Genomic DNA, 21,817 nt, shown 5'->3' with positions numbered 1-21,817 from the left:
CGGGGCTTCACGCCTCCTGGGCCGGCTTGCGCCACACGGAGACGTGCTTCGTGGAGTCCTGGGTGAACGCGGACCCGTCCCAGTCCGCGACGCGACGTTCCAGCTCGAGCCCGGCGAGCCGCGCCATCAGGTCGAGCTCCGCCGGCCAGGCGTACCGGTGCCGGGAGTTCTCACGGCGGTAGTGGCCGTCGTCGCCGTCGCGGGTGAAGTGGTGCGAGACGAGCATCTGCTCGACCAGGTCGAAGGTGTCGAAGCCGATGTGCCGCTGAGAGACGTCGAAGGGCACCGCGACCTGGCCGGGCGGCAGGAGCCGCAGCGGCGGCACACCCAGCTCGATGACGAACCGTCCGCCGGGCTCCAGGTGCCGTGCGGCGTTGCGGAAGCACTCGACCTGCTCTTCCTGCGTGAGCAGGTTCGTGATGGTGTTGTAGACGAGGTAGACCAGGGTGAACCCGCCGGGCACGACCGTGGTGGCCATGTCCCCGATGACCACCGGGAGGGCGTCCTCGTCGATCTTGCGCCGCAGCACCGCCGCCATGTGCTCGGAGAGTTCGACGCCCACCACCGGCACGCCGCGTTCGCGGAGCGGGACCCCCACCCGTCCGGTCCCGATGGCGAACTCCAGCGCCCGGCCGTCTCCGGCGAGTTCGGCGAGGAAGGCGAGGGTCGGTCCGAGAACGGCGGCCGAGGACGCTTCGGCCTCCTCGGCGTCGTAGCGGTCGGCGGTCGCGCGGGTCCACAGTTCACTGCTCGTCACGGGTGGTCACTGTGCCGGGTGCCGGGGGGTGCTGTCGACGCATTTTTTACGGGCGTGCCCGTACCACCCGTGTCCGTGTCATCCCTCCGGCGCGCCGAGCGGCACCCCGCGCGACCGTGTCCCGCTCATGAGCGCCGTGTAGAGCAGCAGGGACGCCGCCAGGCCCACCGCCCAGCCGTAGTCCGCCAGTGGCTTCAGGAAGGGGATCAGGCCCTGTTCGGGGAACGGGCCCTTGCCGGGGGCCGAGTGGGAGCCGCCGATGGCCAGGACCCCGCCGGCCGCGAAGGCCGCCAGGGCCCGGAGGTTCCAGCCTCCCGTGTACCAGTAGGGACCGCCCGCCCGGTAGAGGTCGGGCAGTGAGAGCCGGGTGCGGCGGACGACCCAGTAGTCCGCGATGAGGACGCCGGCCACGGTGCCGAGCAGCCCGCCGACCAGGCCCAGCCAGGTGAAGATGTACAGCTCGGGGGTGGACGTCAGCTTCCACGGCATGATCAGTACGCCGACCACGCCGGTGATCAGCGCGCCCCGGCGGAAGTCGATCAGGCGGGGGGCCAGGTTGGCCAGGTCGTAGGCCGGGGAGACGACGTTCGCCGCGATGTTCACCGAGATCGTCGCGATCAGCACGGTGACCAGGGCGAACAGCAATCCGAAGACGCTGTCGGTCTTGGCGACGAGCGCCACGGGGTCCCAGACCGGGGCCCCGTACACCGCCTCCGAGCCGGAGGTGACGAACACCGACAGCAGCGCGAACAGGGTCATCGTCGTGGGCAGCCCGAGGGTCTGCCCGAGGATCTGGGAACGCTGGCCCGCGCCGAAGCGCGTGAAATCGGGGATGTTGAGGGAGAGCGTGGCCCAGAAGGCGATCATCCCCATGAGCGAGGGGAAGAAGACCGGCCAGAAGTCCGCGCCCCAGCCGAGCCGCGACGGCTGGTCGAGGAGTTCACCGAAGCCGCCCGCCTTCACCCCGATCCACACCAGCAGGGTCAGCGCGCCGACGATGACGAAGGGCGCGGCCCAGTTCTCGAACCGTCTCAGCGCCTCCATCCCCCGGTAGATGATGGCGAGTTCAAGGGCCCAGAAGACGATGAAGCACAGCCACAGCGTCCACGGCTCGCCGCCGATCACGGCGGCCCCCGCCCAGCCGCCGAAGATCTTGCCGAGCAGGACGAAGATCCCGGACCCGCCGATCCAGGTCTGGATCCCGAACCAGCAGCAGGCCACGGCCGCCCGGATCAGCGCGGCCATGTTGGCTCCCCGGACCCCGAAGGAGGCCCGGGCCAGCACCGGGAACGGGATCCCGTACTTGGGGCCGGCGTGACCGGTGAGGAGCATCGGCACGAGCACGATGAGGTTGGCGAGCGCGATGGTGAAGACGGCCTGCTTCCAGTCCATCCCCAGGGCCACGAGCCCGGAGGCGAGCAGCCAGGAGGGGATGTTGTGGGCCATGCCGACCCACAGGGCGGTGAAGTTGTACGTGGTCCAGCGCCGGTCCCCGACCGGTACGGGGAGCAGGTCGGGATTGGCGAAGCGGCCGTCGGAGGGGACCTCACCGGGGGCGAGCTCGACGCGGTCCCCGGTCTCGGCGGTCGGGTGGTCCGGCATGTGCGCACACCCCTTCGGGTCGGGCGGAGTTCTCGGTCAGGCGGCTGCTGATGCGGCGGTCCTCATCGGAGGTAGTCGATCTGCAGGACGGCGATGGTCCTGGTGTTCCGTCCGACGAGCAGGAGGGCCCGGACCTCGGGAGTGACGATTTGGCGGATGACCTTGTCGTCGACGCCCCAGGGGTGTGTGGCTTCGAGGGGGCGCTCGCACGCGAGGGCGAGTGCTCGGCCGAGGTTGTCGCCGGCGTCGGACGGGAGGGCGTCCCAGACCGCCTCGGCCGCCGGATCGAGCTTCAGTGCGTACACACTTGAATACTGTCAGTTCAGGCGGCGCCACGTGCAGCCCGGGTTCCGTCGAGAATTCGGGGGGTGGCGTCGACCCACTCACCGGGGAGTTCCTCGCCCCGCTCGTCGAACTGTGCGAGCCCGTGCGCGCGTTCGACGGCGAGCAGGGTGTCCTTGGCGATGCGTTCCCACCGGGCGAAGACGCTGAGGATCTCGTGCGCCGGCGCTCGGTTGATCTCGCCCAGGAACCGCTGGGCGAGATCTGGACTGCCGAGGGCCTCGCAGATCCGCTCGATGGTCCAGGGGATCTCGCCCACGTCCGCCTCCACTCATCACGACCGGTCCGACCACGGTAGCGCAGGAGGCAAGTGATGGCGGGCTGTCGCGCGAGGTGGAGGGGGCAACGCGGGTACGGCCCGGGTCGGCTACCCTGCCGTAGCCGCGCGCCAGGGGAGGCCGCGGGGGAGGGAATCATGGAGCACGACCTGGCCGTCCGGCCGTCCGAGAGACAGCTGTGCCCCGAGTGCGGGCACGCGCTCGACGCCACCGACGAGCGGTTCCCCCGCTGGTGCGCGGCCTGCGACTGGAACGTGGACCCCGCTCCCCCGGACGCCGAGCCGGGCCGGCTCGCCGCGGCGCGGCGCCGGCTGGCGCGGCGGCACGGCGAGGAGCTCGCGGCCGCCGTGTCCGGCGGGGCGGCGGGCCGGCCGCGGCGCGACGCCGCCGCGCTCCTCGCCCTCGGGCTCGCCCTGCTGGTGCACGGCGTCACGCTGGCGCTGGCGGTGGCCGGGCTGCTGCTGGTCGTACTGGGGTGGGAGACGGTGGTCCAGCCGATCGGCGGCGCCGTCCTGCTCGTGGTGGCGTTCGTCCTGCGGCCCCGGATGCCCGGGATCCCCCAGGACGGTCCCGTCCTGTACCGGGCCGACGCGCCCCGGCTGTTCGAGTTGGTCGACGACGTGGCCGCCGTCACCGGCACCGCCGGGGTGCATGCCGTGGTGGTCGGCGGTGACTTCAACGCCTCGGTGGCCGCGTACGGCTGGCGTCAGCGCCGTGTGCTGTTCCTGGGGTTCGGGCTGTGGGAGGTCCTCACACCGCCGGAGCGGGTCGCTCTGCTGGGCCACGAGCTCGGTCACTTCGCCAACGGTGACGTCCGGCACGGGCTGCTCATCCGCCAGGCGCTGCGTTCCCTGGCCCTGTGGGTGGACACGCTGGCCCCCAGCCGCGCGCACACCGTATGGGACACGCTGTTCAACGTCATGGCCTATCTGCCCCGGTGCGCGGCGTACGGGCTGCTGGTGCTGCTGGACCATCTGACGCTGCGGGCCGCTCAGCGCGCCGAGTACGAGGCCGACCTGAGCGCGGCACGGGCCGGTTCGACCGGCGGCGCGGTGGGGCTGATGGAACGGCTGCTCATCGCCGACTCCGTCCAGACGCTGATGCGGCGGGAGTCGGTGGCCGCCCAGATGACGGGCGGAGCGGCCGGGCGGGAAGCCAGGGAAGCGGCCGAGCGGGGGCTGTGGGAGCGGATCACCGCGCACGTGTCCTCGATCCCGGCCCACGAGTACGAGCGGCTGCTGCGGGTCTGCGAGCGGCGCGGGCACGGCGTGGACGACACCCACCCGCCGACCCACCTGCGCCTGCGGTGCCTGGCTCGGAGCGAGCCCCAGCCCGCGCAGGTCGAGGTCGGCGACGAGCGGGCCGCCTCGATCGCCGCGGAGCTCGCCTCGGCCCGGATGGTGGTGGCCCGGCAGGTGGTGAGGACGGTTCACGGCCGGAGTGGGTGACGAGGCCTCGATTCCCCGGCGGCGGTGGGACGGCTGCCGGTCGTCGACGAGCCGCGCCGCCGGTCGCGGCCCGCGATCTCCGTGACCGGCCGTCACCGAGGGGTGATCGAGGGGACCGTCTCAGTCGGCTCCGAAGACGTCGACGGAAGGCCGCACCGACGGCAACTCCCACGGCTCCAGGTTCCCGCCGACCAGATCCGCCAGGAACTGGACGGCGCCTCCCGTGTAGTGCCACCACCCGCCGTTACGGGAGGCCACGGTGACGGTCCACGCGTCAGGGCCGGCCGCACCGGTGCTCCAGAGGAAGTAGTCGCCCTGGTTCGACGTGGCCCAGGGCAGCAGTCCTCCGGGAGCGGGGAACGGGTGCAGGGGGACGGCCGTCTCGGCGTCCTCGCACCACTCGGCGAGGATCTCCAGATCCTCCGGGTCTTCGGCCCATGCCTTCTCCCGCCCGGGGGGCGGGAAGCCGACGCACAGGAAGTCGCCGAAGACCAGGGACGGGTAGGTCTCGGCGAGCAGCTTGTAGTCCGAGGGGAGCCCCACGCCCAGGTGTTCCTCCACCTGGGCCCAGCGGATGCCTGCGGGAGCCGTACGCCGGAAACGCACGAGCTCGGGTGCGGCTCGTTCGAGGGCCGCGACCGCCGAGGCGGGATCGGTCAGTCGCTGATGAGGTACCTGAGTGCCGAGGAGAGCGTCCACCCGGACAGACTGCCAGCCCGAGCGGCTCACCTCGCGCCGGGGCAGGACATCGCCGTCCTCACGAGCAAGCGGCGGCGCTCCAGGCCTCGGTGACACACCCTTCTTCCCAGCACCACCACTCCTTCGCCTCGCCGCCGCGTCAGCCCCGGAGGGTGGCGACGGCCTTCTCGATGCGCCGCCGGCGCGTCTCGGGCTTCTTGGCGCTCTCGATGGCATGCACATGCTCGCGCTTCCGGCTGTACGCGAGGTCGTCGTAGGCGGCGCGGGCCACCGGATCGTCGTCCAGCGCCCGGGCGAAGTCGGCGGGCTCGATGACGACACGCGGCTCGGTGTCGAGTTCCAGCTCGACCTCGACCTCGTCGCCGATCGCCACACCCGCGGCCTGCCGGTTGGCGTTGCTGAGGCCGAGCAGGTGGCGGCCGCGCAGGTGGGCGACCCGGCTCTTCCAGGAGTGCCCGTTGACCGTGATCGTCACCGGCGGCCGCGCACCACCCCCGAGCGCCGCCACCACCTCGGGCGGAACCTCCAGGCCCCGCATGGGCTCGGGCGGTTCGACGTGGGTCCGGAACTTCACGGTCTTGTCCTCCTCTTCGTCCTGTCGGCTCACTACTATTCCGCGTAGGGCTGGTCGGAACCCTGGGCGCTGTAGGCGAGACTCCAGATGTAGCCCTCCGGGTCGGCGAAGGTACCGCCGTACCCGCCCCACGGCAGGGCCGCGGCGGGCTTGAGGACCGTGGCACCCGCGTTCCGGGCCTCCTCCATGATCTCGTCGACCCGCGCCTCACTGCGCACGACGTAGGTCAGGACCAGCCCGCTGAAGCCGCTGCCCTCCTGGTCCGTGCCCACCTGGGCGGCCAGGCCCTCGCGGCCGTAGAAGCCGACGGGCGAGGCGCCGTCCGACGCGAAGAAGACCGAGATGCCGAAGTCGTTCTGGATCTTCCAGCCGAGCCCCTCGGTGTAGAACCGCTTGGCCCCCTCCATGTCCCGGACTCCCAGAAGGATCGAGCTGACGTGCGCTTTCATGCCATGTCTCCCTGCACTGCGGATGTGGGTGAGGTGTTGGTGTTGGTGTTGGTGTTGGTGCGGTACGAGGGCTACGCGGCCGCTTCCCAGGCGAAACCGTCGGAGTCGGTGAAGGCGCCGGCGCTGCCGCCGAGGACGATGCGGTGCGAGCCCGTGCCGTCGACGGGGACGCCGAGGTCCTTGGCCAGGGCGCGGCGCTTGTACAGCGCCAGCTTGACGCGGCCGGAGCGGGCCGGAGCGAACTCGACGTACGTGCCGCCGACGCTCTTGGCCACCGCCAGGCCCCGGTCGGTGTAGAGCCGCCTGGTGGCCTTGACCGCCTCGACGCCGAGGAGCAGGACGACCTCGTCGATCTCGCGGGTGTCGGCGCCGGTGTCCTTCTTCGCCGAGGTGGCGATCTTCCAGATCGTCCCGTCCGGGGCCTGGACGACGCCGCCGTAGCCCCACAGCGACTTCGCGGCCGGCTTCAGTACGGTGGCGCCGGCGGCCACGGCGGCGCCGAAGAAGCCGTCGACGGTGGCCGGGTTGGACACCGTCAGGCCCAGGGTGAAGCCGCGGAACCCGGTGGAGGGCGCCTCGGACGCCCTCAGGTGGATGTACGCGTCCACGCCGAAGGCGCCGTAGAAGCGGCGGGCGGTGTCGAGGTCGGCCACCTCGAGGGTGACGGACGTGAGGGACGTGGTGGCCGCGGTGGAAGTGGTGGTTGCCATGGCCAACACGCTAGGGCTGGGCGACGGCCGGGGCTTCTCGATTCCTGACCGGTCTCGTCCCCCGTACCCGTACCGGCATCATGAACGCCCAGGCCCGGCCGGACCCCGGCCGTGTGCACCGGCACCGCTCCCGAGGAGGACACCATGTCCCTGCCCCGCGTCGACATCGTGCTGCTGACCATGAACGACCGGCCGGCGGAAGAGGCGGCGGCCCAGGCCTCCCTCCTCGCGCAGACCGGCGTGGAGCTGCGGATCTGCGTCGTCGGCAACGGCTGCAGCCCCGCCGTCGTGCCCACCGGGGCGAGGACGCTCACCCTCCCGGAGAACCTCGGCATCCCCGCCGGCCGCAACGCCGGTGCCCGTGCGCTCGCCGAGGACGGCCACGGGGCGGACCACCTCTTCTTCCTCGACAACGACGCCGTCTTCCCCCGGCCGGACGTCCTCGCCCGCCTGGTCGCCGAAGCCGGGCGACACCCCCGGGCCGCCTACGTCCAGCCCCGCCTGACCGGCCCCGACGACACCACCACCCCGCGCCGCTGGGTCCCTCGGCTGCGCACCGGCAGCCCCGGGCGGCCCGGCACCATCACCACGATGACCGAAGGGGTCGTCCTCGTCCGGCGCGCGGCCTTCGAGCAGGTGGGGGGCTGGGCGGACGCGTTCTTCCTCTACCACGAGGGCCTCGATCTGGCCCAACGCCTGTGGGACCGGGGGCATACGGGCTGGTACGCCGCCGGGCTCCGGATGCACCATCCCCTCACCCAGCCCTCGCGGCACGCGCTCTTCCACCGCCTCGCCGCCCGCAACCGCGTCTGGGTGGCCTACCGCAACCTGCCCGCCCCCCTCATCCCCGCGTACCTGCTCGTGTGGACCGGCGCGACCGCCCTGCGCGCCGTCCGCGGGGGCGGCGCCCGGGAGTCCCTGCGCGGTTTCCGCGAAGGGTGGGCGGGCCGCCGCGCGCAGGACCGCCGCCCGATGAAGTGGCGCACCGTCCTCCGCCTGACCGCCGCCGGCCGCCCGCCGCTCCTGTGACGCCGACGGCCGAAGTACCCCTGCGCCCGCGGGCGGAGGTGCCGGCTACCGGATGTCGGAGGCCGACTCCCTGGGCGCCCGGGCCTTGATCAGCAGGGCGGCGGTCAGTGCCGCCAGCAGGAGGGAGCCGCCCGCCCACCAGAGGGTGTCGCCGTAGCCGTGCATCAGCTGCTCGGACTGGGTGTCCTCCGACGAGTCGGCCACACGAGCGCTGATGAAGGCCGCGAGGAGTGCCGCGCCGATCGCCTCGCCCACCTGCTGCGCCATCACGACGAGCGCCGAGGCCGCGCCGGAGCTCTGCGGGGCGATGCCGGAGGTGGCGGTGGCGAAGAGCGGCCCGAAGGCCAGACCGCCGCCGAAACCGGCGAGGAGCATGCCGGGCACCATACCGGGCCCGTACGCGCTGCCGGAGTCGACACCGGCGAGGAGCAACATCCCGGCTGCGGCGCTGACCAGTCCCGACGCGATCAGCACGCGGGGAGCGACGCGGTCCTGGAGGCGTCCCGAGACCTGCGTGGCGGCGATGACGGCCGCGACGGCCAGCGGCAGGACCAGCACCCCGGTCATCCCCGGGGCGGAGCCGAAGACGTACTGCGTGTAGATGCCGAGGGCCGGGAGCAGCGCCAGGAAGCCGGCGCCGGTCAGGACCATCGTCAGGGCGCTGCCGAGGCGGTCGCGGTGTGCGCCGGGGCGGTCGGCCGGCGGGGCGCCGGCCGTCGTGGTGAGCCGCCACACGAAGGCCGCGAGCAGGAGGACGCCCACCGCGACGACGCCCAGTGCCAGGGGGGTGGTCCAGCCGAACTGCCCGGCCTCGTCCGTGCCGTAGACCAGGGCGGCGACTCCGGCGGAACCGAGCAGTACGCCGAGGGGGTCGGAGCGCGTGCCGTCGCCGGGCGGGCGGCCCGGCAGCAGGGTGGCCGCTCCGGTCAGCGCGAGCGCCGCGAGCGGCACGGTGGCGTACTGGGACAGGCGCCAGGACGCCAGCTCCGTGAGCCAGCCGCCGGTGAGCAGGCCGAGCGCCCCGCCGCCGAACGCGACCGCCCCGTAGACCCCGAAGGCCCGGGCGCGTTCCCTCGGGTCGGTGAAACCGGTGGACACCAGGGCCAGGGTGGACGGTGTCAGCAGGGCGGCGAACGCGCCCTGGAGGGCGCGTGCCGCGATCAGGAGGGAGGGTTCGAGGGCCGTGCCGCAGAGCGCGGAGGCCAGCGCGAAGCCGGCCAGGCCGATGATCAGGGTTCGTTTGGCGCCGACGAGGTCGCAGAGGTACCCGCCGGGCAGCAGCAGGGCGGCGTAGGCGACGGCGTAGACGGTGAACGCGCTCAGCCCGTCGTCGGAGAAGGCGAGATCGGCCTGGACGGTCGGCAGGGCGGTGCTGAAGCCCACCAGGTCGAGCAGTACCAGCAGTTGCGTCAGGGCTATGACGCCCAGGGCCCACCACCGCCTGGGGTGCGGTGCCGCCGGGTCGGGGAGGGCGGCGGGGGGCGGCCCGAAGCCCCGTGCGGGGACGGAGGGCTCCGCGACCGCGACCGGGGGCGTGGGCGGGGGCGTGGGCGCGTACGGGGGCGGCGGCGTGGCCACCGGCTGGTGCTGGCGCGGCACGGACGGGATGCGGGGGTCCGGTCGCGCGGCGGGGGTCTCGGGGGCCCAGTCGAGCAACCTGGCGGCGCGGCGGCCGAGTTGTGCCAGGATCGTGCCCGGCAGCCACTCCTCCGCCTGTGCGACGGCCGTCCGCTCGGCGATCTCCCGGGGGGTCGGCCGGGCGGCCGGGTCCTTCTCCAGGCAGGCCCGTACCAGGCCGGTCAGCGGCTGCGGGACGCCGGTGAGGTCCGGTTCCTCCTCGGCGACCCGGAAGAGGTGGGCGTTCAGCCCGGAGTCGGCGGCCCCGAACAGGAGCCGGCCGGTGGAGGCGTACACGAGGACGGCGCCGAGGCAGAAGACGTCGCTGGCGGGGGTGAGTTCGCGACCGCGGACCTGCTCGGGGGACATGAAGCCGGGGGATCCGATGAGCATGCCGGTACGGGTGTGCAGGCTGTCCCCGGTGAGGGTGTCCATCGCCCGCGCGATGCCGAAGTCGATGACGCGGGGGCCGTCGACGGTGACGAGCACGTTGGACGGCTTCAGGTCACGGTGGATCAGGCCCGCCTCGTGCACGGCCCGCAGGGCGACGGCGAGCCGGTTGGCGAGGGTGTGCACCGAGTACTCGGGCAGCGGGCCGAAGTCCTCGGCGACCACGGTGCGCAGGTCCGGGCCCGGGATGTACTGCGTCGCCACCCAGGGCACGGCGGCCTCCGGGTCGGCGTCGAGCACCGCGGCCGTCCAGTCCCCGCCGACCCGCCGGGCGGCGGCCACCTCGCGGGCGAAGCGCCTGCGGAACTCGGGGTGCCCGGCGTGTTCGGCCTGCACGACCTTCACCGCGACGGTGCGGCCGCCCTCGGAACGGCCGAGATACACCAGGCCCATACCGCCTTCGCCAAGCCGGGCGATCAGACGGTACGGGCCGATGTGGGTCGGGTCTGCTGCGATCAACTGGTCCACGGTGACGAAGTATGCCAACTGTCCGGCGGGAATGGACCCGGGCCCCAACAGTGGCCGTCCGCCGGCCCTCGACCGCGAGACCTGAGGGCTGGCCCGAGGGGCCGGTGGACTTGGCGGGCGTCCAGGGGGCCGGGGTGCGCGCCGCGGATGACGGCGGCGAAGCGGGGTAGGCGCCTTGACGGGGCGCCCGACGGTGTGAGGAGGATGCCATGACGGCCGCCGGTCCGCTGGCCCGCTACCACCGGCGACGTGACTTCTCCAGGACGGCCGAGCCCGAGGGCCGGCCCGGGGAGCCGTCCGGTGGGCAGGCCTCGTACGTCGTCCAGATCCACGACGCCAGCAGCATGCACTTCGACTTCCGGCTGGAGGCGGACGGCGTACTGAAGTCCTTCGCCGTGCCCAAAGGCCCTTCGAACGACCCGCACGACAAGCGCTTCGCGACCCCGACCGAGGACCATCCGCTGGAGTACCGCGATTTCGAGGGCACGATTCCGGAAGGCGAGTACGGCGGCGGCACGGTGATCGTCTGGGACCAGGGGACGTACCGCAACGCCACCTCCGACCACGACGGTCACGAGATCCCGCTCACCGAGGGGCTGGAGCGCGGCCACGCCTCGTTCCGGCTCGACGGGCGCAAGCTGCACGGCGGTTACTCCCTCACCCGCATCCGCGACACGAAGGGCGGCGGGAAGGAGGCCTGGCTGCTGGTCAAGCACGACGACGGGCGGGCCTCCGCCTCCGGCACGCCCGACCCCCGGCGGGCGCGGTCGGTCCGTACCGGCCGGACCCTGCGCCAGGTCGCCGCCGACGCCCGCCCGGGTGGGCGGTCGTGACCCGCCCCGGTACGGGCCGCCACGCCGTCGGGATCAGCCGCCCGGACAAGGTGCTCTTCCCCGGTGACGGCATCACCAAGGCCGGCCTCGCCGGCTACTACCGCACGGTCGCCCGCCGCATGCTGCCCCACCTGCGGGGACGGCCCCTCATGCTGGAACGGCACCCCGACGGGACCGACGGCCCCGGTTTCCTGCAGAAGGACGTCCCGGACCACTTCCCGGACTGGATCCACCGCGCCGAACTGCCCAAGGAGGGCGGCACCGTCACCTACCTGGTCTGCGACGACACCGCGACCCTCCGCTACCTCGCCGACCAGGCCTGCATCACCCCGCACCGCTTCCTGTCCAGGGCCGACCGGCCGGACCGTCCCGACCGGCTGGTGTTCGACCTCGATCCCGCGGACGAGGACTTCGCCCCGGTACGCGAGGCCGCCCGCGGGCTCCGCCGGCTGCTGGACGAGCTGGAGCTGCCGGCCTCGCTCATGGCCACCGGCTCGCGCGGCCTCCACGTCGTGGTCGCCCTCGACCGCCGCGCGCCCTTCGACGACGTACGCGCCTTCGCGCGCGGTGTCGCCGGCGTCCTGGCCGCCCGCCAACCCGACCGGTTCACCACCGAGGCCCGGAAGAAGGCCCGCCGGGGCCGCCTGTACCTCGACGTCCAGCGCAACGCCTACGCCCAGACCGCCGTCGCCCCCTACGCCGTCCGCGCCCTCCCCGGGGCCCCCGTCGCGGCCCCGCTGGCCTGGAGCGAACTCGACGACCCGGACCTCACCTCCCGCCGCCGGACCCTCGCCACCGTCGACGACTGGCTCGCGGACGACCCCTGGCGGGACGCTCCCCGGCCCCGCTCCCTGCGAAGGCCCCGCAGCCTGCTCACCGCACTGACCCGCGAAGAGAAGGGCCCGCCGCCATGACCCGGCCACGGCACACGACCGTGCGCACACCCCGGGCGACGGCGGACTCCTCCTGGTCGGACTGTCGAAGAACGGCGCCGAGGAGCTGCTGGGGACCGGCTGACGCGGCCCCCGGCGCCGGACGGCGGGGCCGGTCGCCGGGCCCGTCGCGATCGCGTCAATGTGCGCGGGCGCGCGCGGCACGACTCCTTACTGCGGCCGGTTCGCCGCACGGCACGCCGGATCCGCCGCGTGGCGCGAAAAGGATCACCGTGACCGCCGGCCGCCGCGTGATCCCTATGCTGACGGGATGGTCGAGATACCTCTTTCCGCACTCGAAGTCGCGATGGTCCAGACGGGCACCCGCGCCCTGGACACCCTGCGGGACACCGCGGCCTTCGCTCAGGAGCTGGAGCGGCTGGGATACCGGCGGATCTGGTACGCCGAGCACCACCACTCCCCCGCCATCGGCGCCTTCCCCCCGGTCGTGCTCACCGCGCACGCCGCGGCCTCCACCTCGGCCATCCGTCTCGGCTCCGGCGGAGTGCTGGCGCCCAACCACGCGCCCCTGTCCCTGGCCGAGCAGTTCGGAACGCTGGCCGCCCTGCACCCGGACCGCGTCGACCTGGGCATCGGCCGCGGCCCCGGCACCTTCGACGAGGCCACCGCGCGGGCGCTGCGCCGCGGGGCCGGGCCGACGACGGACGCCGAGTACCGCGACGACGTGGCCGCGGTCCTGTCCTTCCTGGTCGACGAGGTCGCGCTCGGCCCGCTCCCGGAGCCCTGGCTGCTGGCCTCCAGCACCGCCGGGGCGGGCCTCGCCGCCGAGCTCGGGCTGCCGGTCGCCGTCGCGCACCACATCCGGCCCGAGAACACCCCTGCGGTCCTGGAGGCCTACCGGGCGGCGTTCACCCCGTCGCGCTGGTGCGAGCGGCCGCGGGTGCTGCTGTGCGTGGAGACGGTGTGCGCGGAGACGGAGGAGGAGGCCCGGCGGCTCGTCGGCCCGATGGACGTCATCAAGGCCGGGCTCCTCAAGGGGATCAGCGACATGCCCTTCCCGACGCCCGGGGAGGCGGCCGCGCACGCGTTCACGGAGCAGGAGCGGGCGGCCCTGGCGGGCTTCCGGGCACAGCAGGCGGTCGGCACGCCCGAGGTCGTCGTCAGCCGGCTGCGGGAACTCGCGGAGCGGACCGGAGCGGACGAGCTGATGCTGACCACGCCCGTCTACGGCCTGCGCGAGCGCGTCCGCTCGTACGAGCTGATCACGAAGGAGTACGGGGCGTAGGAGTACGCCCGGGCGCGGGGCCTCGGACCGGGGACGGGTCCCGGATCCGGCGCCCCGCGCTCCGGAGGGTCAGCGCGCGGCGCCGAAGTCCTGCGTCCAGTACTGGCCCGGCTGGGCCAGGCCGATGCCGATCTCCCGGTAGGAGCAGTCGAGGATGTTCCGCCGGTGGCCGGGGCTGTTCATCCAGCCCTCCATGACCTGTGCGGGGGTGCTGTAGCCGTAGGCGACGTTCTCCCCGTACGTCTGCCACTGGTATCCGGCACGGGTGATGCGCTGGCCCGGGTCGGAGCCGTCGGAGCCGGTGTGGGACATGTCGGCGTGGGCGGCCATGTCCGCGCTGTGGTCCTGGGCGGCCTTCGTGAGCTTCGCGTTCACGGTGACGGCGGGGCAGCCGGCGGCGGCCCGCTCCTGGTTGACCAGCGCGAGCACCTCGGCCTGGGCGTCGGACGGCGCTCCGGAGGCCTGCGGAGCCGGGGGCGCGGCCGACGGCTCGGCCGGGGGCGCAGCCGGCCGGGGCGCGGCCGGTCGGGGCGCCACGGGGGGCGCGGTGTCGACGACGGGCTCGGCCGGCTGCCCGGCCGGCTGCCCGGCGACGGGCTCCGTGGGCGCCGGCGGCACGGCGTCGGGGATCTCGGCCGGGGTCTGCACGCCCTCCGGGGCCTGCGCGCCCCGGAGGGCGGGGTCCTGCCAGGGCGCGGCGGCGGCACTGCGGGCGGGACGGGTGTCCTGGGGGCCCAGGCAGGCCATGGCGGCGGTGGGAACGCCGACGACGGCCAGCGCGCCGACGGCGACGGCTATTTTCCTGTAGTGCGTCTTCTTGCGGTGCTTCCTCATGCGTGACCTCACTCGGTGATCGCGAAGCTTCCGGCGCCGGGACCGCGAGGGCGCCGGAGGAGCCGTCATTCTGAGAAGCCCCGCAGCGGGATGGCAAGCCGGACCGCGTGCGTGGCGGGCGGGTTCCGTGCCCCGGCTTGGACGGGCCGCGAGATCGTGCATGGCGCCGCGCCGGCCGCATCGGGGCCGACCTGACACACCGCCGGAACCGCCTCTCATCAGCCACATTGGGCAGGGGCCAACGAAAATCGACAATTCCGTTTCTGGTGGAGTGCGATATGTCCGTGGCAAACGCGGACAAATGGCGAAATGAAGGCGCCTGGACGATCTCCCCGCGCCTTTCGCGCCGCCGCGCGCGCTGTGTCTCATGTCACGCAACCGGGGACCGATGAGTTTCGCCGCGACCGGCGGTCAGAGATCATGACAGGTGCGCGGCGGCCGCGAGACGGACGACGGGCACCGGCCGGATCCGTCGGCGATCGCCGCACAAGACACCGAGGACCTCAGATGCGAACCCTGATCAGCACCGCTTTCGTCTCGCTCGACGGCGTCGTCGAAGCGCCGGGCGGCGAGCCCGGTTACCGCAACGCCGGATGGACCTTCAAGGACATCGAGTTCCTTCCCGAGGCCTTCGCCATCAAGGGCACGGAGCAGAAGGAGGCCACCGCGATGCTGCTGGGCCGCACCAGCTACGAGGCCTTCAGCCCGGTGTGGCCCGGCATGGCCGAGTTCGCCGACTACAAGGTGATGCCGAAGTACGTCGTCTCCACCACCCTCACCGAGGACGACCTCGTGGAGGACTGGGGCGAGACGACGATCCTGCGCTCGCTCGACGAGGTCGCCGCGCTCAAGGAGACCGAGGGCGGCCCGATCATCGTCCACGGCAGCGCCACGCTGAACCGGGCCCTCTCGGACGCCGGCCTGATCGACCGCTACCACCTCCTCGTCTTCCCGCTCCTCCTCGGCGCGGGCAAGCGGCTCTTCAGCACCACCGACAAGGACGCCCAGAAGCTGAAGCTCGTCGAGCACGAGGCCTACGCCAACGGGCTGCAGAAGCAGGTCTTCGACGTCGTCCGCTGACCCGCCGCCGGTCGCGCGGCCTGCGGCGTCAGGTCCGCGGGCGGCCGGGGTCGTCGTCGGTCAGCTGGGCGATCCAGCCGTACGGGAGCTCCTCGCCGTCGACGGTCACCGCCTCGACGGCGCGGCTCTCGGGGTCGATCTCGGCCCGGACCCCCTCCCCCTCGTAGCACGGGTAGCCGGAGACACCGGTCGCGCCGGTGGCCGTGACCCGGGCGGTGCGCAGGACCGCGTCGTGGCCCTTGGCGTCCTGGACACCGGGCGGGCCGGGGCGCAGGACGACGGTGTACCGGTCCGGGGCGGGGTGGGACGCGGGAGTCATGGAACCAGGCTAGTGACCGGGCCCGCCGTCGAGCCGCCGACACGGCCGGCGAGCGGGGTCTCCCGCAGGGCAGGGCGGCGGCGTCGGGGGCGGCTCGGTCCACGGCCCCGCACCCTGTACCCCCGCCCGCACGTTCGGTTAGGCTTACCTTGCTTGCGCCGTGCGGCCGTGTAGGTTCGGGTTCGGTGCCGCAGGTGGCGACCCATGGGACGGAACGGGCAGGGGCAGGGTGCAGGTGAGAGCGGGTGACCGGGCTGGTGCGCGTCGTGCGCCCGCAGGGGCGGCTACGCCCGTACGGGTGACGGACCCGCTGGGTCCCGGGCCGGGGCACGGGGCGGGGCGCCGCCGTGGATAAGGTCGCGATCACCGCCGGAACCCTCTACGTGATCGTCCTGCTCCGTGCCGGAGGGACGTTCGCCGTGGGGTGGCTCGCCGCGGCCGGTGCCCGCCGCAGCAGGTTCGCCGAACGGATCTCCTCGGCGAAGTTCCGTCGCGCCGAGCGGGCGATCCAGCGCTGGGGCGCGCCCGTGGTGGCCGTCTCGTTCCTGACCGTCGGTTTCCAGACCGCCGCCAACTTCCTCGCGGGCAGCATGCGGATGCCGCTGCCGCGCTACCTGCCCGCCCTCTTCCTGGGCGGAGCGGCCTGGGCACTGATCTACGCGACCGCGGGGCTCGGCGTGCTCGAAGTACTGGGGAGGCTCTTCGCCGAGCGGACGGCCCTCGGGGTGTCCGCCGTGGCCCTGCTCCTCCTCGCGGTGTGCGCGGTGGTGGTCCACCGCAGAAGGCGGGCGGCCGCGTCCCGCGGTGAGACCGCGGCCGAGGAGGCGTAGGCGCGTCCCGCGCGGTGGCCCGGCGCGGGCCGCAGCGGGGGGAAGAGGGGCCGCGCGGGGCTGTCAAGCCACGCGTTTCCGGGCCGTGACCGGACGCCGCGCTCCGGGGCCCAATGGAGACCCCGGCCCACTCGGCCTCGGCCCACTCGCCCCGCAAGGAGTCCTCCGTCATGTCGATCACGGCCCGCCGTCTCGCCCCGTTCCTGATCGCCGCCACCCTCGCCACGGGTGGTGTCGCCCTCACCACGACCGCCGCGCACGCGGCCCCCTCCCGGCCCGCCACCCGCGTGGCCACGGACGACGACAACCCGTTCTTCGACGCCCTGCGCACGTTCGGCAACCTGAGCAGGACCAACCACGACGCCGCCGGCGGCGACAGCGCGCCTCCCGCCTGGGGCGACGGCCAGAACGCCGGCGGAGGCGACAGCCGGCCGCCCACCGGGGGCGCGGGCGGCGGCGACCACGTCCCCGGGGACGGCATATTCGGCGGCTCAGGCGGTTCCCACGATGCCGACACGGCTCCCACGGACGTCACCAGGACCTCCGACGGAGGCGTCGTCCACGGCGGTGAGAGCCGGTCGGGCGACGCACGCCCGGGCCCGGTCTTCCAGAGGTGACGCAGACGCCCCGTCCTCTCACATCCTGCGGTGCGCGTGCAGCAGGTACTCCTCCCGGTGCAGCGGATTGTGGTCCGTCCGTTCCCGGACGCGTACGGTCCGGGCCGGGCGGTGGTGGTCGAAGGCCGTCTCCAGGACGCCCGTCCCGCTGGTGAGCTCGGGCAGCTCCCGCTCCAGGCCGTGCACCCGGTCCGCGGGCAGGTGGCCCTCGACCACGTAGGCGTCGCCCCGTGGCACCGGGGTGCCCGGCAGGGCTCCGTGACGGGCCAGGGCGAGCGCGACCGCCGGGTACGCGTCCTGGGCGAACTCCAGGCGGAACCGGTGCACCGGTTCGTGCACCACCGTCCCGGCCCGCCGCAGCGCGGACATCAGGACGAGCGGGGTCAGTGCCCGGAACTCGCCGGCCGTGCTGCGGATGCTGCAGAAGCCCGAGTGGGTCATGGTCACCGTGCAGTCGGGCACCTGCCATCCGGCCAGGCCCTGCCGCAGGGTGACGTGCACGGTCTCCTCGACGGCCCGCATGTAGCCCAGAGGGAGCGAGCCGAGCTCGACCTCCCGGCGGAAGAGGACGCCGCTGCCGGCCGGGGCCGGCTCCACGCGCAGCCCCACCGTCGCCAGGAACGGGTTCCCCTCGTGGTCGAGGACCTCGCAGGCGGCTCCCGTGCCGGTGACGCGCTCCACGCAGATCGGCGTCGTCTCGCGGAAGGAGACCTCGATCCCGTACTCCTCGGCGAGGGTGGCCGCGAGGACCTCCTTCTGCACCTCCCCGTAGAGGGAGATCGAGAGCGCCCCGCCGTCGGGGTCCCGGCGCAGGCCGATCAGCGGGTCCTGCTCGGCGAGCTGGGCGAGGGCGGCGTGCAGGGCCCCGGCGCCGTCAGGGCAGGCCGGCGTCACGACGCTCTCCAGGGAGGGCGCGGCGAAGACGCGGCCGTACGGGCGGCCGTCGGGCTCATGGCCCACCACGTCCCCGATCCGGACGGTCGGCAGGCCGCGCAGCGTCGCGATCTGCCCGGCCCGCGCCACCGTACGGCGCACCGCCGTGCCCCGGTCGAAGACGGCCAGGCCGGTGACCTTGTGGGGGGTGCCCGCGACCGGAACGTGTTCCCGGGCGCGGAGTTCGCCGGAGAACAGCCGGACGTAGGCGATCCGTTCGCCGCCCTCTCCCCGCTCCACCTTGAACACCCTGCCGGACAGCGGCCCGCGGGTGTCGCCCCGGTCCACGGGCAGCAGTTCCCTGATGCCCTCGACGAGGCCGTCGACGCCGGCGCCGGTGACGGCCGAGCCGGCGTACACCGGGTACACCAGCCCGCTGCGGGTCTGCTCGGCGAGCGCGGCCCGCAGCCGGGCGTACGGGAGGGAGGCCTCGTCGTCCACGTACGCGCCGAGCAGGTCGTCGTCGTGGGCGGTGAGGACGTCGAGGAGCCGCCGGGTGAAGGCGGGGTCGTCCCCGGTGGACGACGCGATCCGGGCCTTCTTCGTGCCGAGGCCCGCGCTGACCCGTCCCATGGCGACGACCGGCACGGCGAGCCCGCCCTCGATCTCCCGCAGGACGCGGGCGAGGTCGGCGCCGGCCCGGTCGGCCTTGTTGACGAACAGCAGGGTGGGAATGGAGAGTCGCTTCAGCGTGCGCATCAGGACGCGGGTCTGCGGCTGCACGCCCTCCACCGCGGAGACGACGAGCACGGCGCCGTCGAGGACGCCGAGGACGCGTTCCACCTCGGCGATGAAGTCGGGGTGTCCGGGGGTGTCGATCAAGTTGACGGAGACCGCCGTCTCCCCGCTGCCGAGCGGGAAGTTGACCACGGCCGACTTGATGGTGATGCCGCGACGGCGTTCCAGTTCCAGGCTGTCGGCCTGGGTGTTGCCGGCGTCGACGCTGCCGATCTCGTCGATGACCCCGGCCGCGTACAGCAGCCGTTCGGTCAGGCTGGTCTTACCGGCGTCGACGTGGGCCAGGATGCCCAGGTTCAGCGTGTGTGGCGTGGGTCGCACAGAGCGTCATGTCCTTCAGGTGGATGATCGTTCCTTTCGTGGGGGACATGAACGGTCGGCGCATCGGTCGGCTCCTTGAGGGTGGCGCTGGGCTTTCCCCGGCACGTTCGCATACCGGCGGAGGGTCTTTCCACGGGTTTTCCGGGGCGGACCCGTCACCCGAGGTGGGCGGTGATGAGCTCGGACCAGGAGCGGATGAAGGCCGGGTAGCCGGCGGCGAAGGCGTCGAGCGCCTCGGCGGCGGCCGGGGTGAGGGGCGTCATGTCATAGGTGACGGTCACCTCGCTGCCCGCCTCGGTCGCGGCCAGGGCGACGGTGACCGTTCCGGCGCGGACGCCGGGAGTGATCCGCGCGTAGGAGACCGACGTCGGGAAGTCGCGGGAGAGGACCAGCCAGGTGGTCTCCTCTCCGTCCGACGAGGTGAGCCAGACGGTTCCCGGCTCGGTGTCGTCGGGCGTCTCGACGGGGAAGACGGGTTCCCAGCCCGGCACCCAGTCCCGCTCCCCCTCGGCGGTGAAGAGCCGGAAGGCCGTTTCGGGTGGGAGCGGGACGCTCAGGGCGGCGCTCATGACGCGACGGTTCATTTCTCCTCCAGTGCGTGGGGTCCCGGGGCGGTCGTGGCCTACGTCATGACGGGGAGCGCGGCCGGTCCCCGGACGAGACGGGTCCTGCGCCACTCCAGGCGCTCGGGCGGTACGGCGAGGCGGATGGCCGGGAACCGGGTCAGCACCGCGCGCAGGACGATCTCCAGCTCGGCCCTGGCCAGGGGGGCGCCCAGGCAGCGGTGGACGCCGTGCCCGAACGCGAGATGGGCGGCGGCGTCCCGGTCCGGGTCGAGGTGGTCCGGCGCCGGGAAGCGGGCCGGGTCCCGGTTGGCGGCCCCCAGCGCGACCAGGACCGGGACACCGGCGGGGATCTCGGTGCCGCCGAGGGCGACGGGCTCCGTGGTGAAGCGGAAGGTGGCCGTGCTCACGGACGGGTCGAAGCGCAGCAGTTCGTCCAGCGCGCCGGGGATCCCGTCCGGATCCTCCCGGAGGCGTTCCAGCGCGGCCGGGTGCAGGAGCAGCGCCAGGAGGGCGTTGCCGAGGGCGTTGGTGGTGGTCTCGTGACCGGCCACGAGCAGCAGCACGGCCAGGGAGACGAGCTCCTCCTCGCTGAGGCGGTCCTCTCCGTCGCGGGCCGAGATGAGCCCGTCCAGGAGCGAGTCGCCGGGGTCGAGGCGCCTGGCGGCGATGAGGTCCGTCATGTAGCCCGCGATCGCGTGCGAGGCCGCGTCGATGACGGCGGGCTCTCCCTCCGCGAACAGCTCCGCGGACCAGCGCCGGACCGCGGGCCCGTCGGCCCGCGGCACGCCGAGCAGCCGGCAGATCACGAGGACCGGCAGCGGCACCGCCAGCCGGGCGACGAAGTCGACGGGTTCACCGGCGGGCCAGCTGTCCAGCAGCTCGTCGGTGGCCCGGGCGATGAAGGGGCGCAGTGCGCGGACGGCCCCGGTCGTGAACGCCTTGGTCACCAGCTTCCGCAGCCGGGTGTGCCGGGGCGGGTCGGTGGCCAGCATGGTGTGGGCCACCGCCGGATGCGGGCGGCGGCCCGACTCCCTGCCCGCGAAGAAGGCGGCCGTGTCCTTCGAGAGCCGGGGATCGGCGAGGGCCTTCCGGGCCTCCGCGTAGCCGGTGACGAGGTAGGTGACGCGGCCGCCCGGTCCGGCGGGCACGGGCCGCACGGGACAGGCGGACCGCATGGCCGCGTACTCCGTGTACGCCGCGTAGGGGTCCTGGAGGGCGCCGCCTGTCGTGCTGAACGGACCCACGCCCGACACCTCTCCGTGCGACCGGCCTTGACTCCTCACAAAATAGCCGGTCGGAGCAGTGGAGGTGGCCGCGCTCACGCCCCGGTTCGCGCGCCCCGGCGGTTGAAGGGGAGCTTGCCCAGAACGACCGCCATACCGCAGGTGTCGGTGACGGCGGAGACGACCAGGCCTGCCGCGACGGCCGCCGACAGGAGTTGCAGGGCCGGATGTACGAGGAGCCCGAGGAGCAGGCCGGTCAGCACGAGGCCGCCGGCGGTGAAGCGGACCTGCCGTTCCAGCGCCCAGACCCGCCGGGCGGGCCCGGCAGGGCGCTCCAGCGGGTGGCCCGCCGCCGCCCACGCCCGGGTGCCGCCGGTGAGACCGGAGGCGGCGATGCCGTGGACGGCCAGCTCCGTGACGGCCTTGTCCGAACGCGCGCCCGACGCGCACACGACCAGGAGGGGCGCCTCTTCGGCGGCCTCCCTCAGTCGCGGTGCGCTCTGCGCGAGCCGGTCGAAGGGCACGTTGAGGGCGCCCGGCAGATGGCCGGTCGCGAACTCGCCGGGGGTGCGGACGTCGACGACGGTCAGCGCGCCGAGGCGCGACTGCGCCTCGGCGACTGCCAGCGCGCGGGGAACGGTCATAGCGGAACGCGTCCTTGCGGAGGGGGAAGGAGGGGCGGCCGCCGCCACGAGGGGGCGGCACGTGCCGGAGGTGAGGGCCGGAGATGAGGCACTCTGCCAGAGGTGCGGGGGACGGACGGAGCCCGCGGCCGGGAACTCACCCGACTGCCACGAACCTGACACGGTGTGGCAACAACTCCCCTCCGCACACCCGGATGTCCGCGACTCGGAACGATATCGTCCAGGATTCGGACGGTGCTTGCGTGCCACCCGGCGCGCCGACAGGATGCGGCCATGGC

General features: G+C 73.6%; 23 protein-coding genes. 8 read left to right on the top strand and 15 right to left on the bottom strand.

Annotation, left to right across the window (positions count from 1 at the left end):
* Positions 1-7: 7 nt before the first annotated feature.
* The 4 genes from ABT403_RS23895 to ABT403_RS23880 all read right to left on the bottom strand — a co-directional run bounded on the left by ABT403_RS23895 (position 8) and on the right by ABT403_RS23880 (position 2,960).
* Entirely contained in the window at positions 8-757 is a 750-nt protein-coding gene (locus ABT403_RS23895; RefSeq protein WP_344162067.1) for a class I SAM-dependent DNA methyltransferase, read from the bottom strand.
* 78 nt (positions 758-835) lie between these two features.
* Entirely contained in the window at positions 836-2,359 is a 1,524-nt protein-coding gene (locus ABT403_RS23890; protein ID WP_344162070.1) for an NCS1 family nucleobase:cation symporter-1, read from the bottom strand.
* Between the two features lie 62 nt (positions 2,360-2,421).
* Positions 2,422-2,664: a hypothetical protein gene (locus ABT403_RS23885; protein ID WP_344162073.1), complete on the bottom strand. Its 243-nt coding sequence runs from the start codon at positions 2,662-2,664 to the stop codon at positions 2,422-2,424.
* Positions 2,665-2,681: 17 nt separating this feature from the next.
* Entirely contained in the window at positions 2,682-2,960 is a 279-nt protein-coding gene (locus ABT403_RS23880; RefSeq protein WP_344162076.1) for a hypothetical protein, read from the bottom strand.
* A 156-nt stretch (positions 2,961-3,116) separates the two neighbouring features.
* On the opposite strand from ABT403_RS23880, the gene ABT403_RS23875 reads away from it, so the two are divergent.
* The gene (locus tag ABT403_RS23875) at positions 3,117-4,427 is read left to right on the top strand and encodes a M48 family metallopeptidase (RefSeq protein ID WP_344162078.1); all 1,311 of its coding nucleotides are present in this window, start codon (positions 3,117-3,119) and stop codon (positions 4,425-4,427) included.
* Between the two features lie 120 nt (positions 4,428-4,547).
* On the opposite strand, the gene ABT403_RS23870 is transcribed toward ABT403_RS23875, so the two are convergent.
* The 4 genes from ABT403_RS23870 to ABT403_RS23855 all read right to left on the bottom strand — a co-directional run bounded on the left by ABT403_RS23870 (position 4,548) and on the right by ABT403_RS23855 (position 6,859).
* Complete coding sequence (locus ABT403_RS23870; RefSeq protein ID WP_344162081.1) at positions 4,548-5,126, bottom strand: SMI1/KNR4 family protein; 579 nt, start codon at positions 5,124-5,126, stop codon at positions 4,548-4,550.
* Positions 5,127-5,265: 139 nt separating this feature from the next.
* Entirely contained in the window at positions 5,266-5,733 is a 468-nt protein-coding gene (locus ABT403_RS23865) for a YdeI/OmpD-associated family protein (protein WP_344162084.1), read from the bottom strand.
* A gap of 2 nt (positions 5,734-5,735) precedes the next feature.
* Positions 5,736-6,149 (bottom strand): VOC family protein, encoded by a 414-nt coding sequence (locus ABT403_RS23860; RefSeq protein WP_344162087.1) that lies wholly within the window; start codon positions 6,147-6,149, stop codon positions 5,736-5,738.
* A gap of 71 nt (positions 6,150-6,220) precedes the next feature.
* On the bottom strand, positions 6,221-6,859 hold the full coding sequence (locus ABT403_RS23855; RefSeq protein ID WP_344162090.1) for a VOC family protein: 639 nt from the start codon (positions 6,857-6,859) through the stop codon (positions 6,221-6,223).
* Positions 6,860-7,003: 144 nt separating this feature from the next.
* On the opposite strand from ABT403_RS23855, the gene ABT403_RS23850 reads away from it, so the two are divergent.
* Positions 7,004-7,888: a glycosyltransferase family 2 protein gene (locus ABT403_RS23850; protein WP_344162093.1), complete on the top strand. Its 885-nt coding sequence runs from the start codon at positions 7,004-7,006 to the stop codon at positions 7,886-7,888.
* Between the two features lie 45 nt (positions 7,889-7,933).
* On the opposite strand, the gene ABT403_RS23845 is transcribed toward ABT403_RS23850, so the two are convergent.
* Complete coding sequence (locus ABT403_RS23845; protein WP_344162096.1) at positions 7,934-10,423, bottom strand: MDR family MFS transporter; 2,490 nt, start codon at positions 10,421-10,423, stop codon at positions 7,934-7,936.
* Between the two features lie 209 nt (positions 10,424-10,632).
* Between ABT403_RS23845 and ABT403_RS23840 the strand changes: the two genes are divergently transcribed.
* The 3 genes from ABT403_RS23840 (at position 10,633) to ABT403_RS23830 (ending at position 13,434) form a co-directional block, all read left to right on the top strand.
* Complete coding sequence (locus ABT403_RS23840) at positions 10,633-11,256, top strand: DNA polymerase ligase N-terminal domain-containing protein (RefSeq protein ID WP_344162099.1); 624 nt, start codon at positions 10,633-10,635, stop codon at positions 11,254-11,256.
* A complete protein-coding gene (gene ligD, locus ABT403_RS23835; protein WP_344162102.1) occupies positions 11,253-12,170 on the top strand; it encodes a non-homologous end-joining DNA ligase in 918 nt (305 codons plus the stop codon). The genes ABT403_RS23840 and ligD overlap by 4 nt, the downstream gene beginning before the upstream one ends.
* A gap of 289 nt (positions 12,171-12,459) precedes the next feature.
* On the top strand, positions 12,460-13,434 hold the full coding sequence (locus ABT403_RS23830; protein ID WP_344162105.1) for an LLM class flavin-dependent oxidoreductase: 975 nt from the start codon (positions 12,460-12,462) through the stop codon (positions 13,432-13,434).
* Positions 13,435-13,503: 69 nt separating this feature from the next.
* On the opposite strand, the gene ABT403_RS23825 is transcribed toward ABT403_RS23830, so the two are convergent.
* Entirely contained in the window at positions 13,504-14,268 is a 765-nt protein-coding gene (locus tag ABT403_RS23825) for a CAP domain-containing protein (RefSeq protein ID WP_344162108.1), read from the bottom strand.
* Positions 14,269-14,775: 507 nt separating this feature from the next.
* Here ABT403_RS23825 and ABT403_RS23820 point away from each other — a divergent pair.
* A complete protein-coding gene (locus tag ABT403_RS23820) occupies positions 14,776-15,348 on the top strand; it encodes a dihydrofolate reductase family protein (RefSeq protein ID WP_344162111.1) in 573 nt (190 codons plus the stop codon).
* A 28-nt stretch (positions 15,349-15,376) separates the two neighbouring features.
* Here the strand turns inward: ABT403_RS23820 and ABT403_RS23815 are convergent, their stop codons facing one another.
* A complete protein-coding gene (locus ABT403_RS23815; protein ID WP_344162114.1) occupies positions 15,377-15,667 on the bottom strand; it encodes a DUF6296 family protein in 291 nt (96 codons plus the stop codon).
* Positions 15,668-16,014: 347 nt separating this feature from the next.
* Between ABT403_RS23815 and ABT403_RS23810 the strand changes: the two genes are divergently transcribed.
* The gene (locus tag ABT403_RS23810; RefSeq protein WP_344162117.1) at positions 16,015-16,497 is read left to right on the top strand and encodes a DedA family protein; all 483 of its coding nucleotides are present in this window, start codon (positions 16,015-16,017) and stop codon (positions 16,495-16,497) included.
* A 170-nt stretch (positions 16,498-16,667) separates the two neighbouring features.
* The gene (locus ABT403_RS23805; RefSeq protein ID WP_344162120.1) at positions 16,668-17,114 is read left to right on the top strand and encodes a hypothetical protein; all 447 of its coding nucleotides are present in this window, start codon (positions 16,668-16,670) and stop codon (positions 17,112-17,114) included.
* Positions 17,115-17,132: 18 nt separating this feature from the next.
* Here ABT403_RS23805 and ABT403_RS23800 read toward each other — a convergent pair whose 3' ends face one another.
* The 4 genes from ABT403_RS23800 to ABT403_RS23785 form a co-directional block, all read right to left on the bottom strand.
* Positions 17,133-19,106: a GTP-binding protein gene (locus ABT403_RS23800; RefSeq protein WP_344162123.1), complete on the bottom strand. Its 1,974-nt coding sequence runs from the start codon at positions 19,104-19,106 to the stop codon at positions 17,133-17,135.
* Positions 19,107-19,261: 155 nt separating this feature from the next.
* A complete protein-coding gene (locus ABT403_RS23795; RefSeq protein ID WP_344162126.1) occupies positions 19,262-19,690 on the bottom strand; it encodes an SRPBCC family protein in 429 nt (142 codons plus the stop codon).
* 38 nt (positions 19,691-19,728) lie between these two features.
* Positions 19,729-20,847, bottom strand: a complete 1,119-nt coding sequence (locus ABT403_RS23790) for a cytochrome P450 family protein (RefSeq protein ID WP_344162358.1) — start codon at positions 20,845-20,847, stop codon at positions 19,729-19,731.
* A 143-nt stretch (positions 20,848-20,990) separates the two neighbouring features.
* Positions 20,991-21,539: a rhodanese-like domain-containing protein gene (locus ABT403_RS23785; RefSeq protein ID WP_344162128.1), complete on the bottom strand. Its 549-nt coding sequence runs from the start codon at positions 21,537-21,539 to the stop codon at positions 20,991-20,993.
* Positions 21,540-21,817: the final 278 nt, after the last annotated feature.

The sequence above is a fragment of the Streptomyces sp. NPDC000075 genome (assembly GCF_040301925.1).
Classification (GTDB): domain Bacteria; phylum Actinomycetota; class Actinomycetes; order Streptomycetales; family Streptomycetaceae; genus Streptomyces; species Streptomyces polychromogenes.
This window is presented reverse-complemented; position numbering and strand designations above follow the sequence as displayed.